Origin of the sequence: Duganella lactea (assembly GCF_009857505.1) — a bacterium.
Classification (GTDB): Bacteria; Pseudomonadota; Gammaproteobacteria; order Burkholderiales; family Burkholderiaceae_D; genus Rugamonas; species Rugamonas lactea.
This window is the reverse complement of the sequence record NZ_WWCP01000027.1, coordinates 43046-57643: the sequence shown is the minus strand read 5'-3', so window position 1 is coordinate 57643 and position 14598 is coordinate 43046. Positions and strand designations below refer to the sequence as shown.

The window sequence follows — 14598 nt, the reverse complement described above, 5'->3', positions numbered from 1 at the left end:
ATTCAGAGGACGCGTTTCAGCCAGGCGCTGATGTCATCCACTTCCTGCTGGCACAGCGAGTGCTGCATCGGGTATTCGTGCCATTCGACGTTGTAGCCCCATTCGACCAGCAGGTCGCGTGAGGCGGTGGCGCGGGCGATCTGCACCACCGGGTCCATGCGGCCATGCGCCAGGAAGATCGGCGTGGCTTTGCTTTCCGGCGTGTGCTCGTCCGCAGCCTTGGCGGCGATCGGCAGGTAGCCCGACAGGCACATCATGCCGGCCAGCTTGCTGTGCTGACGCAAGCCGGTTTGCAGCGTCATCGCGCAGCCTTGCGAGAAGCCGGCCAGGATGATGCGCTCGTTCGGGATACCACGGGCGTTTTCACGGGCGATCAGCGCTTCGACTTTCAGCTGCGAGGCGCGCAGGCCGGCTTCGTCCTCCTGGCGACCGAGGTCGGTGTGGACGATGTCGTACCACGAGCGCATGACGTAGCCGCCGTTGATGGTGACCGGCATGGTCTCGGCGTTGGGGAAGATGAAGCGGATCGGCGGCAGGCCGGCCAGATCGAGTTCGTGCAGCATCGGCACGAAGTCGTTGGCGTCGGCGCCCAGGCCGTGCATCCAGAGGATGGCCACGGTCGGATTCGGACCGGTTTCTTTTTCGATGGTTTGCAGCAGGCTCATACGGGTCCTTGGGGACGGAGGGCGGATTTCGGGCGGAAGGCCTGGCACACGGCGGGATCGGTTTCCATGTACGGGCCGCCGATCAGGTCGACGCAGTAGGGCACGGCGGCGAAGATGCCGCCCACCAGCGTGGCGCCGTCGGCGTCTTTCAGGCCGCCCAGCGTCTCGGCGATGGCTTTCGGCTGGCCGGGCAGGTTCAGGATCAGCGCGGCGTGGTCGGCGCTTTCGCGGATCACGGCGGTCTGGCGCGACAGGATCGCGGTCGGCACGAAGTGCAGGCTGATCTGGCGCATCTGCTCGCCGAAGCCGGGCATCTCCTTGGTGCCGACCGCCTTGGTGGCTTCCGGCGTGACGTCGCGGCGCGCCGGGCCGGTGCCGCCGGTGGTCAGGATCAGGTGACAGCGGGCGACGTCGGCCAGCTCGGTCAGCGTGGCTTCGATCCGCGGTTGCTCGTCGGCGATCAGGCGGGTTTCGACCTCGAACGGCGTGGTCAGCGCGCGCGCCAGCCAGGCCTGCAGGGCGGGGATGCCCTGGTCCTGGTAGACGCCGCCGCTGGCGCGGTCGGAGACCGAGACCAGGCCGACGCGCAACGACTGGTCGGCCGAGGTTGCGGCGTTACTCGTCATCGTCTTCGCTGTCGGCCGCGTCTTCGTCATCGGCCGGCTTATGCTTGGCCGCTTCGAGCTGCTTGAGGATCTGGAAGATTTCGCGGTAGGCCTTCGGCGGCTTGTTCTCGGCCTGCTCCTTGCGGGCGTTACGGATCAGCGTGCGCAGGTGCTGCACGTCGAGGTGTGGCGCCTCCGTCAGCAGCGCGGTCAGGGCGTTGTCGTCGGCCAGCAGCTTCTCGCGGCGGCGTTCCAGCGCGTGCATGGCGGCGGTCTCCGATTTGGAGGCGCCTTTCCAGCTGTCGATGGCTTTCTGGATCGCGGCCACCTCGGCCTCGTCCAGCGTGCGCATCTTCTTGCCGATGAACTGCATCTGGCGCCGGCGGCCCTCGTGGTTGGTGATGTTCTGGCATTCGAGGATGGCGTCGAGCACGTCTTCCGGCATCGGCACCTTCTTGACGCGGTCGCGTGGCGCCTCGACCAGTTCCTTGCCGAGTTTTTGCAGGGCGTCCGACTGGCGCTTCATTTCGGACTTGGAGGGACGTTCGTAGTCGTCTTCGAATTCGGACGAACTGAAGCCGACGCCGCCGCCGCTGCGGTTGGGATTTACCATAATATTAACTTTCGAGCGGGCGCTTGGCGGCGCCCTTAAACTGTAAACGACTGCTATGATAACTGTTTTAGCGGCCAACCCGAATAAAACAGCCCATGAGCGATACCCATTTTACCCACACCCAGGACCAGTTGAAGCAGCTCGCATGCGATGTGCTGGGCTACGCGAAAGCCCAAGGCGGCACCGATTGCGCCGTCGAAATCAGCGAGGGCAGCGGCCTGTCGGTGTCGGTGCGCAAGAGCCAGATCGAGACCATCGAGCAAAATAAAGACAAGGGCATGGGCGTGACCGTGTTCATCGGCCAGCGCCGCGGCAACGCCTCGACCTCCGATTTTTCGCCGGCCGCGCTGAAGGCGACGGTGGAGGCGGCCTACAATATCGCCCGCTTCACCGCCGATGACGATTGCGCCGGTCTGGCCGACGCCGAGCTGCTGGAGCTGAACCCGCGCGACCTGAAACTGTTCTATCCATGGGAGATCTCGACCGCCGAGGCGGTGGCGCTGGCGCAGCGCGCCGAGGCGGCTGCCTTCGCCGTCGATCCGCGCGTGACCAATTCGGATGGCGTCGGCGTGCATGTGCAGCAGTCACAGTTTGTCGCGGCCAATTCGCGCGGCTTTATCGGCGGTTACCCGTTTTCGCGCCACACGCTGTCGGCGGCGTTGATCGCCGGCAAGGGCAAGCATATGCAGCGCGACGACTGGTATTCGTCGGTGCGCGATGCGGCGACGATGGCGTCGCCGGAGGCGATCGGCCGCTACGCGGCGGAGCGCGCGCTGGCGCGCTTGCATGCGCGCAGCATCGACACGCGCACCTGCCCGGTGCTGTTCGAGGCGCCGCTGGCGGCCGGTTTGCTGGGGGCCTACGTGCAAGCCACCTCGGGCGGCGCGCTGTATCGCAAGTCGACCTTCCTGCTCGACTCGCTGGGCCAGCAGGTGCTGCCCAAGCATGTGCAGATCGTCGAGGACCCGCATGTGATCGGCGCGGTCGGCTCGGCGCCGTTCGACGAGGAGGGCGTGCGCACGGTCAAGCGCGATGTGGTCAAGGACGGCGTGGTGCAGGGTTACTTCCTGTCGTCCTATTCGGCGCGCAAGCTGGGCATGCAGACCACCGGCAACGCCGGCGGCTCGCACAACCTGTCGCTGACGTCGTCGCTGACCACGGCGGCCGATGACTTCGCCGGCATGTTGTGCAAGATGGGTACCGGCCTGCTGGTTACCGAGCTGATGGGCCAGGGCACCAATTATGTGACCGGCGATTATTCGCGCGGCGCCGCCGGCTACTGGGTGGAGAATGGCGTGATCCAGTATCCGGTGGAGGAGATCACCATCGCCGGCAATATGAAGGACATGCTGGCGCAGATCGTCGCGGTCGGCAATGATGTGCTGGTGCGCGGCACCAAGCAGACCGGCTCGATCCTGATCGAGAACATGGTGGTGGCCGGCACCTAATCGGTGCCGCGACGGGCGCGGCGCACATAGATGTCGCGCCAGGCGTTGCGGATGCTGCCGCATACTTCTTCGGCCCATGCGCTCGGCGTGGTGATTTTTCCTTCGGCCATCAGGTAGTTGCCTTCCACTTGCGCCATGTGGCAGTGGCCGCGGTGGAGGATGCGCAGCCTTGTGCCGTGCGGCAGGAACAGTTCTTTCCATTGGTAGCCGCGATCGGTGGGCTGGCCGTACTCGCGTTCCATCGGAAGTTCGGCGGGCGGGCGGCTAAATTTCAGGCATTCGTCAGGCCATGTCAGGCAAAATCAGGCGCTGGCTGTGAGAGAGAAACCCTATGTATATGCTCGGATACATAGCTTGAGCAGGGATGCGGCGCCTGGAAGCGGCGCCGCGGGGAGTGGCGCCGAGCTTACTGCTGCGCCAACAGCGATTGCAGCACCGGCTGCAGGATCGCCTTGCCCAGCTCGGCGGAGCGGGCGCCGTTCCAGCCGGTGTCCGGGTCCGGATCGTTGGCGTTGTCCTTGAACGGCATCTCCAGCGTCAGCGACAGGCAGCCGAAGGCGTGGGTGATGTGCGGCGAGCCCATGGTCAGCGTCGCCGGCGTGTACGGCGTCTCGCCGTAGCCGAACTCGTCCTGGAAGTCCGGGCTGGCGATCAGGAAATTGTCGATGAAGTACTGCTGCGCCTCGGCCTGGTCCGGCGTGAACGCCGGCAGCGACTCGCTGCCGGCCACGAACACATACGGCAGGCCCTCGTCGCCGTGGATGTCCAGGCACAGATCGACACCGGTCTCGTGCATCTTCTGCTTGACCAGGAACACTTCCGGGCTGCGCTCCATGGTCGGGTTCAGCCATTCGCGGTTCAGGTTGGCGCCGGCGGCGTTGGTGCGCAGGTTGCCGCGCACCGAGCCGTCCGGGTTCATGTTCGGTACCACGTAGAACACCGCTTCCTTCAGGCACTGGCGGCCGAACGGGTTGGCCGGGTCCAGCAGCGCCTCGACCAAGCCTTCGACCAACCACTCGGCCATGGTTTCGCCCGGGTGCTGGCGGGCGATGATCCACACTTTTTGCGCCGCGTCCGGATCGCCGATGACCAGCATGTTGAGGTCGCGGCCGTCGATGGTGTTGCCCAGGTCGACCAGCCTGACCAGCGGCGACAGCTGGGCGTTGTCCAGCAGCGCCAGATGGCGTTCCCACGAATACGGCTCGAAGTAGGCGTAGTAGACGCTGTCGTGCTCGGGCGTGTGCTGGATGGTCATGGTCTGGCCATCGTAGGTGGTCGGCACGCGGAACCAGCTGTCGCGGTCGTAGCTGGCGACGGCCTGGTAATCCTGCCAGCCGTCCGGATAGGCGGACTGGCCGGCGTTGAGGAAGTTCATCGTCAGCGGCGTGCCCTGCGCGCCCTGCACGCGGTAGTAGAACCACTGGGTGATGTCGGCGTGGGAATCCTTGCGGAGGTTCAGGTCGATGGCGGCCGGATCAGCGGCGCGGACCACCTCGATGGCGCCAGCGTCGAATTGCTGGCTGATTTTGATAGGCATGACGGAATCCTGATGAATTCGATGGAAAGAGGCCCGCGCTTGTGGCGCGGACCCGACATGATACAGGGTAGCGCGCCGGCCCGCGCGGATTTCCAGTGCCACGCCGTCGGTGTTAGGGCCGCGGCGCGCTAGCTCAAGCCGCCGAAGCGGTCGAAGAAGGCGGCTTCGGCGCTGGCGGCGGCGGCGTCCTCGCGGCGCAGGGCGGCGTCGATGTGTTGCTCGGCGGCGGCGTAGACGCGCAGGTAGATGTCGCGCGCCAGCTCGTAGGCCAGCGCGCCCGGCCATGGCGTTGGCAGCAGTTCGACCGGCAGTTGCGGATCGTGCAACTGCACGCGGCGGTAGGCGTGGATCAGCAGCGTGCGCATCACGAAGGCTTGTTCCGGCGTCGGCGGCGTCTCGGCGGCGGCGGCGCGCAGCGCCGTCAGCAGCGGCGTGAACTGGGCGAGGAATTTGCTGTAGCCGTCGGCCACCGCCGCCACGTCCCAGCCCTCGGCCACCAGATCGCTGAGCGGGCGCGCGCTGACCTGGCGCATCGACTTGCCCTGCACCACGAACAGCTTGCCGGCCACGCCCAGCCGCTGGAGCAGCTCGTCCAGCGCCGCGCCGTCGGCCGCCGGATGGCCCATGATGCCCGGCGCGATCACGCTATAGCCTTCCCACAACAATTCCTTGCGCACCGCCGCCCGCTCGGCCGCGTTGAGCATGCCGTCGCCGTTGAGCACCAGCGTCCAGCTGCCGTCCCAGTGCACGTTCGGCGGCGCGTAGATGCGGCGGTAGGCGTGCACGAAACGCGCCATCGCCTCCGGCGTGATCGCATACGACGCGCGGCGACCGTCACGCTGCGCGCCCAGCCAGCCTTCCTGCGCCAGCCGGAACACGGTGGTGCGCAACAGGCGGTCGTTGACGCCGAACGGCGCCAGCAGCTCGATCAGGCTGCCCAGCCACACCATGCCGCCATGCGGCACGATGGCATCGCCAAAAATGGTCACCACCAGCGATTTCGAACGCGGCGGGTCGGTGGCCAAAAAACCGGTGATCCAGTCGTTGCAATTCATACGCGGCTTATTAATCTGTACATGGAAACGTAGTTTACTTTGCCGCGCGCCAAAAATTAAGCCGATGCATTAAAATAATATGACACAAAAAAACTGTAGCTAAAACAAAATTCGTATCGTATTATGGATGGAAACAGGAGACAGCCATGTACGCACAACTGGTGGAGACCGGCCTGAAGCAGGTTCGCACGGCCGACGACATGAGCGCCGACGAGCGCGCGTTCCAGGCCCGCATCGACGACGGCATCAAGATCGAGGCCAAGGACTGGATGCCCGAGGCCTACCGCAAAACGCTGATACGTCAGATCTCGCAGCACGCGCATTCGGAGATCGTCGGCCAACTGCCGGAGGGCAACTGGGTGACGCGTGCGCCCACGCTCAAGCGCAAGTCCATCCTGCTGGCCAAGATCCAGGACGAGGCCGGCCACGGCCTGTACCTGTACAGCGCCGCCGAAACGCTGGGCGTGTCGCGCGACGAGCTGCTGCGCGCGCTGCACAGCGGCAAGGCCAAATACTCCAGCATCTTCAATTATCCGACGCTGAGCTGGGCCGACATGGGCGCCATCGGCTGGCTGGTCGACGGCTCGGCCATCATCAACCAGATTCCGCTGTGCCGCTGCTCGTATGGCCCGTATGCGCGCGCCATGATCCGCGTGTGCAAGGAAGAATCGTTCCACGCGCGCCAGGGCTACGACATCATGCTGTCGCTGGCACGCGGCACGCCGGCGCAGAAGGCCATGGCGCAGGACGCGCTGAACCGCTGGTGGTGGCCGTCGTTGATGATGTTCGGGCCGTCGGACGCGGCGTCGGTCAACAGCGCGCAGTCGGCGCAGTGGCGCATCAAGCTGTTCTCCAACGACGAGCTGCGCCAGCGCATGGTCGACCAGACCGTGCCGCAGGCCGAGTTCCTGGGCCTGACCGTGCCGGACCCCGATCTGCGCTGGAACGCCGAGACCGGCCATTACGACTTCGGCGCCATCGACTGGGCCGAGTTCCACAACGTCTTGCAGGGCAACGGCCCGTGCAACCGCGAGCGCCTGCAAACCCGGGTCCGGGCCTGGGACGACGGCGAGTGGTTCCGCGACGCGCTGGTGGCCCACGCCGACAAGCAACGCAACCAGGAGAGCGCACCATGAGCAAGGAATGGCCACTGTGGGAAATCTTCATCCGCAGCCAGCATGGGCTGGCGCACAAACATGTCGGCAGCCTGCACGCGCCCGACGCCGGCATGGCGATGAATAACGCGCGCGACGTCTACACCCGGCGCAACGAGGGCGTCAGCATCTGGGTGGTGCGCGCCAGCGACATCGTCGCCAGCAGCCCGGCCGACAAGGGCGCGCTGTTCGAGCCGTCCAACAGCAAGGTGTATCGCCACCCGACCTTCTTCCCGATGCCGGAAGAAGTCAAGAACCTGTGAGGCGCGCGGCCATGGACGACAAGGTCAACTACCTGCTGCGCCTCGGCGACAATGCGCTGATCCTCAGCCAGCAGCTGTCGCGCTGGTGCGGCAAGGGGCCGGCGCTGGAGGAGGACATGGCGCTGACCAATGTCGCGCTGGACCTGCTGGGGCAAACGCGCCTGTGGTACGACTACGCGGCCGAACTGGAAGGCGCCGGCCGCGACGAGGACGCGCTGGCCTTCCTGCGCGACGCCCACGAGTTCAAGAACTGCCTGTTGCTGGAGCAGCCCAACGGCAATTACGCCGACACGCTGATGCGCCAGTTCTACTTCGACACCTGGCACTACTTCCTGATCGAAGGGCTGACGCGCAGCGCCGACCCACGCATCGCCGCCATCGCCGAGAAGTCGCTGAAGGAAGTGACCTATCACCTGCGCCGCAGCGGCGACTTGATTGTGCGTCTGGGCGACGGCACGGACGTCAGCCACGCCAAAACCCAGGCCGCCGCCAACGCGCTGTGGATGTACAGCGGCGAGGTCTTCGCCTACGACACGGTCGATCAGGCGATGGTCGCCGCCGGCATCGCGCCGGCCGCCGCCGACCTGCGCGCGCAATGGCTGGCGCACGTGGACGAGGTCTTCACCGAAGCCACGCTGACGATGCCGCCGGCCGACGCCTGGATGCAGAGCGGCGGCAAGCAAGGCCGCCACAGCGAGCACCTGGGCTACATCCTGGCCGAGATGCAGTTCCTGCAACGCGCCTATCCCGGCGCAACCTGGTAAGCGCGAGGCAACCATGAACGCCACCGCCGTCACCCCGGCGCAAGCCGGGGCCCATACAACGCAAATCTGGGCCTGGCTGGGCGCGATCCCCGATCCCGAAATCCCGGTCATCAGCATCGTCGACCTGGGCATCGTGCGCGCCGTGCGCGTGAGCGCCGACGGCGGCTGCGACATCACCATCACACCAACTTACTCCGGCTGCCCGGCGATGCAAGTCATCGCCGACGCCATCACCGAAGCGCTGCAAGCGCGCGGCGTGCGGCCAGTCCGCCTGCACACCCAAATCTCGCCCGCCTGGACCACCGACTGGATGAGCGAAACCGGCAAAGCCGCGCTGAAAGACTACGGCATCGCCCCGCCAGCGCAGCGGGTCATCGACATCAGCCGTTTGCGAACCGGTGCCGCCGCCGCCATCTCGCGCCGCGCCCACCCCGCGCCAACGGTCGCCTGCCCGCACTGCGGCTCAACGCACACCGAAATCACCAGCCAGTTCGGCTCCACGCCCTGCAAGGCGCTCTACAGATGCCTGGACTGCCGCGAACCGTTCGACTACTTCAAGTGCCACTGACCGCCATGAGCAAATTCCACCCGCTGACCATCGCCGACGTGCGCCACGAAACCCGCGACACCATCGCCGTCACCTTCGCCGTGCCGCCCGAGCTGCAGGACAGCTTCCAGTACCAGCAAGGCCAGCACCTGACGCTGCGCGCGCGGATCGGCGACGACGACGTGCGCCGCTCCTATTCGATCTGTTCCGCCGTGCAGGACCGCGCGCTGCGCGTGGCCATCAAGCGCACCCACGGCGGCCTGTTCTCGTGCTGGGCCAACGACAACCTGCGCGCCGGCCACATCATCGACGTGATGCCGCCGATGGGCCACTTCAACGTGCCGCTGGACGCCAGCCACAAAAAGCACTACCTGGCCTTCGCCGCCGGCAGCGGCATCACGCCGATCCTGTCGATCATCAAGACCACGCTGGCCGCCGAACCGCACAGCAGCTTCACGCTCTTCTACGGCAACCGCGCCTCGTCGTCGGTGATCTTCAAGGAAGAACTGTCGGACCTGAAGGACACTTACCTCGACCGCCTGAAAATCGCCTACGTCATGAGCCGCGAGCAGCAGGACATTGAACTGTTCAACGGCCGCATCACCCAGGACAAGGCCGCGCAATTCCTGCAACACTGGGTGCGCGCGGAAGACATCGACACCGCCTTCATCTGCGGCCCGGAGGACATGATGCACGGCGTCTCGGCGGCGCTGCAGGAAGCCGGCCTGCCGAAATCCAGCATCAAGGCCGAACTGTTCGCCGCCAGCATCCCGAAACACGCGCACCAGCCGCGCGCGGCGGCGGTCAGCGCCGCCGCCCACCAGCAGACCGAAGTCACCGTCATCATGGACGGCAACGCCGCCAGCTTCACCATGGAGCAGGACAAGGAATCGCTGCTCGACGCCGGTCTGCGCGCGGGGCTCGACATGCGCTACTCGTGCAAGGGCGGCGTGTGCTCGACCTGCCGCTGCAAAGTCATCGAGGGCAAGGTCGACATGGACGCCAACTACGCGCTGGAAGACTACGAAATCGCCCGAGGCTACGTATTGAGCTGCCAGAGCTTCCCCACCACCGCCAAAGTCGTCATCGACTTCGACCAGGCGGAATAAGAACGGAGACCCAGATGGACTATCAGAACATCCTGTTCGACATTAGTGACGGCATCGCCACGCTGACGCTCAACCGCCCGGATAAGCTGAACAGCTTCACGCAGGCCATGCACGACGAGGTGCGCCACGCGCTGCGCCGCACCGCCACCGCGGCTGCGGCCGCCGACGGCAGCGTGCGCGTGCTGGTGCTGACCGGCGCCGGACGTGGCTTCTGCGCCGGCCAGGACTTGTCCGACCGCGCGGTGGCGCCGGGCGCCAGGTCGATCGATCTGGGCGACTCGGTGGAAAAGAACTACGCGCCACTGGTGCAATCGCTGCGCGCGTTGCCGCTGCCGGTGATCGGCGCCATCAACGGTGTGGCCGCCGGCGCCGGCGCCAACATCGCGCTGGCGTGCGACATCGTGCTGGCCACGCGCTCGGCCAGCTTTGTCGAAGTGTTTTGCAAACTGGGGCTGATCCCCGACACCGGCGGCACCTACTTCCTGCCACGCCTGGTCGGCGGCGCCCGCGCCATGGGGCTGGCCATGCTGGGCGAGAAGCTGACCGCCGACAAAGCCGAAGCCTGGGGCCTGATCTGGAAAGCCATCCCCGACGACGACTTCGCCGCCGAAGTGCAGGCCATGGCCCGCCACTTCGCCAGCGCGCCGACCAAGGGACTGGCCTTCACCAAGCAAGCCTTGCACGCCAGCGCGCACAACACGTTGCAACAGCAGTTGGCGCTGGAATGCGGCATGATGAGTGAACTGGGTCGCAGCGACGATTACCGCGAGGGCGTGGCCGCCTTCATGGAAAAGCGCGCGCCGCAGTTCAAGGGGCGCTGAGATGGCGGCGCTGAGCAGGGAACGCGCGGTCGCCGTCATCGGCAGCGGCGCCATGGGGGCGGGCATCGCGCAGGTGGCGGCGGTGGCCGGCTACACGGTGTGTTTGTACGACACTCGTCCGGACGCCGTGGCCAAGGCGATATCCGATATCGCGGCGGCGCTGAACAAGCTGGTCGCCAAGCAGCGCATGGACGCGGTGGCGTGCGCGGCCGCCATCGCCCGCCTGCGGGCGGCCGTCACGCCCGCCGACGTGGCCGGCGCGGGGCTGGTGGTGGAGGCCATCGTCGAGAACCTGGAGGCCAAGCGCGCGCTGTTCGCGCAGCTGGAGGACATCGTCGCCGATGACTGCATTCTGGCCACCAATACCTCGTCAATCTCGGTCACCGCGATCGCGGCGGGTCTGCGTGTGCCGGGGCGGCTGGTGGGCATGCACTTCTTTAATCCGGTGCCGCTGATGGCGCTGTGCGAAGTGGTCAGCGGTCTCGCCACCGACGCCGCCGTCGCGCAGACGGTGTACGACACCGCCGCCGCGTGGGGCAAGAATCCGGTGCACGCCAAGTCCACGCCGGGCTTCATCGTCAACCGCGTGGCGCGGCCGTTTTACGCCGAGGGCTGGCGCTTGCTGAGCGAGCAGGCGGCCGACGCGGCCACCATCGACGCGGTGATGCGCGAGGCGGGCGGCTTCCGCATGGGGCCTTTCGAGTTGATGGACCTGATCGGGCATGACGTCAACTTCGCCGTCACGCAGTCGGTCTTTAATGCCTACTTCGGCGATCCGCGCTTTACGCCATCGGTGCTGCAACAGGAAATGGTCAACGCCGGCTTCCTCGGCCGCAAGGCGGGGCGCGGCTGCTACCGCTATGACGATGGCGCCGCCACGCCGCAGGCGCAATCGGAAGCGCCGCAGCCGAAGCCGGAATATGTCAGCTACACGATCGAGCAGGGAATGGTATCGCATGCCGTGGGCGGTGCGGTGGCCGATGCGCTGGCGACCCGTCTGCGCGCGGCCGGCATCGCGATTTCGCATCGCACCACGCCGGAGACCATTCGTCACGCCGGCCCGCACGATGATGCGCCGGCCTTCCATTGCAGCGGCGCCGCCGTCTACCTGACGGACGGCCGCAGCGCCACCCAGCGCGCGCGCGACAACAACCATCCGGATACCGTGCTGTTCGACCTGGCGCTGGACTACGCCGCCGCCAAGCGCATCGCCATTGCCCGCGGCGACCAGTGCGCGCCGGCGGCCTGCGACGCCGTGGTCGGCCTGCTGCAAGCGGCCGGCTTCACCGTCACGCGGCTGGACGACGTGCCGGGCATGGCGGTCATGCGCACCGTCGCCATGCTGGCCAACGAGGCGGCGGACGCGGTCAATCAAGGCGTGTGCAGCGCCGCCGCCGCCGACATCGCGATGCAAAAAGGCGTCAACTACCCGCGCGGCCCGCTGGCGTGGGCGGACGCCATCGGCATCGAACACGTCGTGCGCGTGCTGGCCAATCTGGCGGCCAGCTATGGCGAGGACCGCTACCGGGTATCGCCGCTGTTGCGCCGCAAGCAGGCGGGCGGAGGGCGCTTCCATGAATAAGCCGACCGACCCGCAGGCGCTGGCCGAGGCGGTGGGCGCGGCGATGTTTGCGCGCGATCCGGCCTCGCAGTCGCTGGGCATGACGCTGGATGCCATCGCGCCCGGCGCCGCGCGCATGTCGATGCCGGTGCGTCCCGATATGCTGAACGGCCACGCCAGCTGCCACGGCGGTTTCATTTTCGCGCTGGCCGACAGCGCTTTCGCCTTCGCCTGCAACAGCCATAACCTCGTCACCGTGGGCGCCGGCTGCACCATCGACTATCTGGCGCCCGGCCGCGAAGGCGATCTGCTGACCGCCACCGCGACGGAACAAGCGCTGGCCGGAAAAACCGGCGTCTACGACGTCGAGGTCCGCAACCAGGATGGCCGCATGATCGCGCTGTTTCGCGGAAAATCGCACCGCGTCAGCGGTGAAGTCATCTAACAAGGAGGCATCCGATGGTCCAACGCAGCCCCGCACCGTCCGATTTGGAACCGATCGAGCGCGCCAGCCGCGACGAGCTGCAAGCCTTGCAGCTGCAACGCATGCAATGGTCGCTGAAGCACGCTTATGACAACGTGCCGCATTATCGCGCCGCCTTCGACGCCGCCGGCGTCCACCCGGACGATCTGCGCATGCTGGCCGATATCGCGAAGTTCCCGTTCACCACCAAGAAGGAACTGCGCGACAACTACCCATTCGGCCTGTTCGCCGTGCCGCGCGAGCGCGTGGTGCGGGTGCACGCGTCGAGCGGCACCACCGGCAAGCCGACCGTGGTTGGCTACACGCAGAACGACATCGACACCTGGGCCAGCGTGGTCGCGCGCTCGATCCGCGCGGCTGGCGGACGGCAGGGCGACATGGTCCATATCTCTTACGGTTATGGCCTGTTCACCGGCGGCCTCGGGGCGCACTATGGCGCCGAGCGGCTGGGCTGCACCGTGGTGCCGATGTCCGGTGGCCAGACCGAAAAGCAGGTGCAGCTGATTCAGGACTTCAAGCCGGCTATCATCATGGTCACGCCGTCGTATATGCTCAACATCATCGAGGAATTCCAGCGTCAGGGGCTGGATGCCGCCGCCAGCTCGCTCAAGGTCGGCATCTTCGGCGCCGAGCCGTGGACCGATGCCATGCGCGCCGAAATCCAGCAACGCGCCGGCATCGACGCGGTGGATATTTACGGCCTGTCGGAAGTCATGGGGCCGGGCGTGGCCAGCGAATGCATCGAGAGCAAGGATGGTCCGGTGATCTGGGAAGACTACTTCTATCCGGAGATCGTCGATCCCGAAACCGGCGAGGTGCTGCCGGACGGCGCGCAGGGCGAACTGGTTTTCACTTCGCTCAGCAAGGAAGCGCTGCCGATTATTCGTTATCGCACCCGCGACCTGACTCGGCTGCTGCCGCCGACCTCGCGCAGCATGCGCCGCATCGGCAAGATCACCGGCCGTTCGGACGACATGCTGATCATCCGTGGCGTCAACGTGTTCCCGACGCAGATTGAGGAGTTGATCTGCAAGATGCCGAAGCTGTCGCCGCAATACCAGCTGGTGCTCACGCGCGACGGTCATCTGGACAAGCTGGAGGTGCTGACCGAGTTGCGTCCGGAGACCTCGGCTGGCGACAGCGAGGCGTTGGTGCGCGAGCTGGAACAGCGCATCAAGACCAACGTCGGCGTTAGCACCAAGGTGACGCTGCTACCGCCCAACGGCATCGAACGCACGCTGACCGGCAAGGCGCGCCGCGTGGTCGACCAGCGACCTGCATCGCGGTGATTATCGAGCGCGCATAAATCACACGACAACGCACACGACAACGGAGCGGATATGGTGAAGGTTTACGAAATCAATGGCGTCACTCCGGTGGTCGATCCGAGCGCCTACGTGCATCCCAGCGCGGTGCTGATCGGCGACGTGATTGTCGGCCCGCGCTGCTACGTCGGCCCGCTAGCCGCGCTGCGCGGCGACTTTGGCCGGCTGGTGCTGGAGGAAGGCGCCAATCTGCAGGACACCTGCGTGATGCACGGCTTCCCCGGCGCCGACACCGTGGTCGGGCGCGATGGCCACATCGGCCACGGCGCGGTGCTGCATGGCTGCCGCATCGGACGCAACGCGCTGGTCGGCATGAACGCCGTCATCATGGACAACGCGGTGGTGGGCGAGGACAGCATCGTCGCCGCCATGAGCTTCGTCCGTGCCGGCATGGAGATCCCGCCACGCAGCCTGGCGATGGGTTCCCCCGCCAAGGTCGCGCGCGAACTGCGCGACGATGAAATCGCATGGAAATCCGGCGGCACCGCGCAGTACCAGGAGCTGGCCGTGCGCTCGCTGCGGACCATGCGCGAAACCGAAGCGCTGACCGCGCCGGAGCCGGACCGCCAACGCATCGAATGGGACAGCGCGCTGCCGCTGCATCTGCACAAGAACGCCTCAGCATAATTCAGCCTAATCAACGGAGA

The 14598-nt window shown here is 66.3% G+C and carries 17 protein-coding genes; 11 read left to right on the top strand and 6 right to left on the bottom strand.

Going from position 1 to position 14598, the window contains the following annotated elements; all coding sequences use genetic code 11:
* Window positions 1-2 precede the first annotated feature (2 nt).
* The 3 genes from GTP44_RS19325 to yjgA are packed head-to-tail and all read right to left on the bottom strand — an operon-like array spanning window position 3 to window position 1883.
* Window positions 3-665, bottom strand: coding sequence for an alpha/beta hydrolase (locus GTP44_RS19325; protein ID WP_160989278.1), 663 nt, complete (start codon window positions 663-665; stop codon window positions 3-5).
* Window positions 662-1291, bottom strand: a complete 630-nt coding sequence (gene mog, locus GTP44_RS19320; protein WP_160989279.1) for a molybdopterin adenylyltransferase — start codon at window positions 1289-1291, stop codon at window positions 662-664. Before mog ends, GTP44_RS19325 begins: the two co-directional genes overlap by 4 nt.
* Window positions 1281-1883, bottom strand: coding sequence for a ribosome biogenesis factor YjgA (gene yjgA, locus GTP44_RS19315; protein WP_161020700.1), 603 nt, complete (start codon window positions 1881-1883; stop codon window positions 1281-1283). The genes mog and yjgA overlap by 11 nt, the downstream gene beginning before the upstream one ends.
* A gap of 95 nt (window positions 1884-1978) precedes the next feature.
* Between yjgA and pmbA the strand changes: the two genes are divergently transcribed.
* Entirely contained in the window at window positions 1979-3331 is a 1353-nt protein-coding gene (gene pmbA, locus GTP44_RS19310) for a metalloprotease PmbA (protein ID WP_161020699.1), read from the top strand.
* Here the strand turns inward: pmbA and GTP44_RS19305 are convergent.
* The 3 genes from GTP44_RS19305 to paaX all read right to left on the bottom strand — a co-directional run bounded on the left by GTP44_RS19305 (window position 3328) and on the right by paaX (window position 5923).
* A complete protein-coding gene (locus GTP44_RS19305) occupies window positions 3328-3573 on the bottom strand; it encodes a hypothetical protein (protein WP_160989282.1) in 246 nt (81 codons plus the stop codon). The two genes, pmbA and GTP44_RS19305, sit on opposite strands and share 4 nt — an antisense overlap.
* A gap of 164 nt (window positions 3574-3737) precedes the next feature.
* Window positions 3738-4868 (bottom strand): M14 family metallopeptidase, encoded by a 1131-nt coding sequence (locus GTP44_RS19300; protein ID WP_160989283.1) that lies wholly within the window; start codon window positions 4866-4868, stop codon window positions 3738-3740.
* Window positions 4869-4996: 128 nt separating this feature from the next.
* Window positions 4997-5923 (bottom strand): phenylacetic acid degradation operon negative regulatory protein PaaX, encoded by a 927-nt coding sequence (paaX, locus tag GTP44_RS19295; protein WP_161020698.1) that lies wholly within the window; start codon window positions 5921-5923, stop codon window positions 4997-4999.
* Window positions 5924-6069: 146 nt separating this feature from the next.
* On the opposite strand from paaX, the gene paaA reads away from it, so the two are divergent.
* The 10 genes from paaA to paaY are packed head-to-tail and all read left to right on the top strand — an operon-like array spanning window position 6070 to window position 14578.
* Window positions 6070-7059 carry a 1,2-phenylacetyl-CoA epoxidase subunit PaaA gene (paaA, locus tag GTP44_RS19290; RefSeq protein ID WP_161020697.1) on the top strand — a complete coding sequence of 330 codons (990 nt, stop codon included), beginning with the start codon at window positions 6070-6072 and terminating at the stop codon, window positions 7057-7059.
* Window positions 7056-7340, top strand: a complete 285-nt coding sequence (gene paaB / locus GTP44_RS19285; protein ID WP_160989286.1) for a 1,2-phenylacetyl-CoA epoxidase subunit PaaB — start codon at window positions 7056-7058, stop codon at window positions 7338-7340. Before paaA ends, paaB begins: the two co-directional genes overlap by 4 nt.
* An 11-nt stretch (window positions 7341-7351) precedes the next feature.
* Window positions 7352-8104 (top strand): 1,2-phenylacetyl-CoA epoxidase subunit PaaC, encoded by a 753-nt coding sequence (gene paaC / locus GTP44_RS19280; protein ID WP_161020696.1) that lies wholly within the window; start codon window positions 7352-7354, stop codon window positions 8102-8104.
* Between the two features lie 13 nt (window positions 8105-8117).
* Complete coding sequence (paaD, locus tag GTP44_RS19275; protein WP_161020695.1) at window positions 8118-8672, top strand: 1,2-phenylacetyl-CoA epoxidase subunit PaaD; 555 nt, start codon at window positions 8118-8120, stop codon at window positions 8670-8672.
* A gap of 5 nt (window positions 8673-8677) precedes the next feature.
* Complete coding sequence (gene paaE / locus GTP44_RS19270; protein ID WP_161020694.1) at window positions 8678-9760, top strand: 1,2-phenylacetyl-CoA epoxidase subunit PaaE; 1083 nt, start codon at window positions 8678-8680, stop codon at window positions 9758-9760.
* A gap of 14 nt (window positions 9761-9774) precedes the next feature.
* Window positions 9775-10581 carry a 2-(1,2-epoxy-1,2-dihydrophenyl)acetyl-CoA isomerase PaaG gene (gene paaG / locus GTP44_RS19265; RefSeq protein WP_161020693.1) on the top strand — a complete coding sequence of 269 codons (807 nt, stop codon included), beginning with the start codon at window positions 9775-9777 and terminating at the stop codon, window positions 10579-10581.
* Between the two features lies 1 nt (window position 10582).
* Window positions 10583-12163, top strand: a complete 1581-nt coding sequence (paaH, locus tag GTP44_RS19260; protein WP_161020692.1) for a 3-hydroxyacyl-CoA dehydrogenase PaaH — start codon at window positions 10583-10585, stop codon at window positions 12161-12163.
* Window positions 12156-12587 carry a hydroxyphenylacetyl-CoA thioesterase PaaI gene (gene paaI, locus GTP44_RS19255; RefSeq protein WP_161020691.1) on the top strand — a complete coding sequence of 144 codons (432 nt, stop codon included), beginning with the start codon at window positions 12156-12158 and terminating at the stop codon, window positions 12585-12587. The genes paaH and paaI overlap by 8 nt, the downstream gene beginning before the upstream one ends.
* Before the next feature lie 14 nt (window positions 12588-12601).
* Complete coding sequence (gene paaK, locus GTP44_RS19250; protein WP_161020690.1) at window positions 12602-13915, top strand: phenylacetate--CoA ligase PaaK; 1314 nt, start codon at window positions 12602-12604, stop codon at window positions 13913-13915.
* A gap of 51 nt (window positions 13916-13966) precedes the next feature.
* Complete coding sequence (paaY, locus tag GTP44_RS19245; RefSeq protein WP_160989294.1) at window positions 13967-14578, top strand: phenylacetic acid degradation protein PaaY; 612 nt, start codon at window positions 13967-13969, stop codon at window positions 14576-14578.
* Window positions 14579-14598: the final 20 nt, after the last annotated feature.

Bases quoted from the DNA above. Each gene is read 5' to 3' on its own strand.
- paaI (WP_161020691.1), top strand. From the start codon at position 12,156: ATGAATAAGCCGACCGACCCGCAGGCGCTGGCCGAGGCGGTGGGCGCG.
- yjgA (WP_161020700.1), bottom strand. From the start codon at position 1,883: ATGGTAAATCCCAACCGCAGCGGCGGCGGCGTCGGCTTCAGTTCGTCC.
- paaH (WP_161020692.1), top strand. From the start codon at position 10,583: ATGGCGGCGCTGAGCAGGGAACGCGCGGTCGCCGTCATCGGCAGCGGC.
- paaB (WP_160989286.1), top strand. From the start codon at position 7,056: ATGAGCAAGGAATGGCCACTGTGGGAAATCTTCATCCGCAGCCAGCAT.
- GTP44_RS19325 (WP_160989278.1), bottom strand. From the start codon at position 665: ATGAGCCTGCTGCAAACCATCGAAAAAGAAACCGGTCCGAATCCGACC.
- pmbA (WP_161020699.1), top strand. From the start codon at position 1,979: ATGAGCGATACCCATTTTACCCACACCCAGGACCAGTTGAAGCAGCTC.
- paaX (WP_161020698.1), bottom strand. From the start codon at position 5,923: ATGAATTGCAACGACTGGATCACCGGTTTTTTGGCCACCGACCCGCCG.
- GTP44_RS19300 (WP_160989283.1), bottom strand. From the start codon at position 4,868: ATGCCTATCAAAATCAGCCAGCAATTCGACGCTGGCGCCATCGAGGTG.
- paaA (WP_161020697.1), top strand. From the start codon at position 6,070: ATGTACGCACAACTGGTGGAGACCGGCCTGAAGCAGGTTCGCACGGCC.
- GTP44_RS19305 (WP_160989282.1), bottom strand. From the start codon at position 3,573: ATGGAACGCGAGTACGGCCAGCCCACCGATCGCGGCTACCAATGGAAA.
- paaE (WP_161020694.1), top strand. From the start codon at position 8,678: ATGAGCAAATTCCACCCGCTGACCATCGCCGACGTGCGCCACGAAACC.
- paaG (WP_161020693.1), top strand. From the start codon at position 9,775: ATGGACTATCAGAACATCCTGTTCGACATTAGTGACGGCATCGCCACG.
- paaD (WP_161020695.1), top strand. From the start codon at position 8,118: ATGAACGCCACCGCCGTCACCCCGGCGCAAGCCGGGGCCCATACAACG.
- mog (WP_160989279.1), bottom strand. From the start codon at position 1,291: ATGACGAGTAACGCCGCAACCTCGGCCGACCAGTCGTTGCGCGTCGGC.
- paaC (WP_161020696.1), top strand. From the start codon at position 7,352: ATGGACGACAAGGTCAACTACCTGCTGCGCCTCGGCGACAATGCGCTG.
- paaK (WP_161020690.1), top strand. From the start codon at position 12,602: ATGGTCCAACGCAGCCCCGCACCGTCCGATTTGGAACCGATCGAGCGC.
- paaY (WP_160989294.1), top strand. From the start codon at position 13,967: ATGGTGAAGGTTTACGAAATCAATGGCGTCACTCCGGTGGTCGATCCG.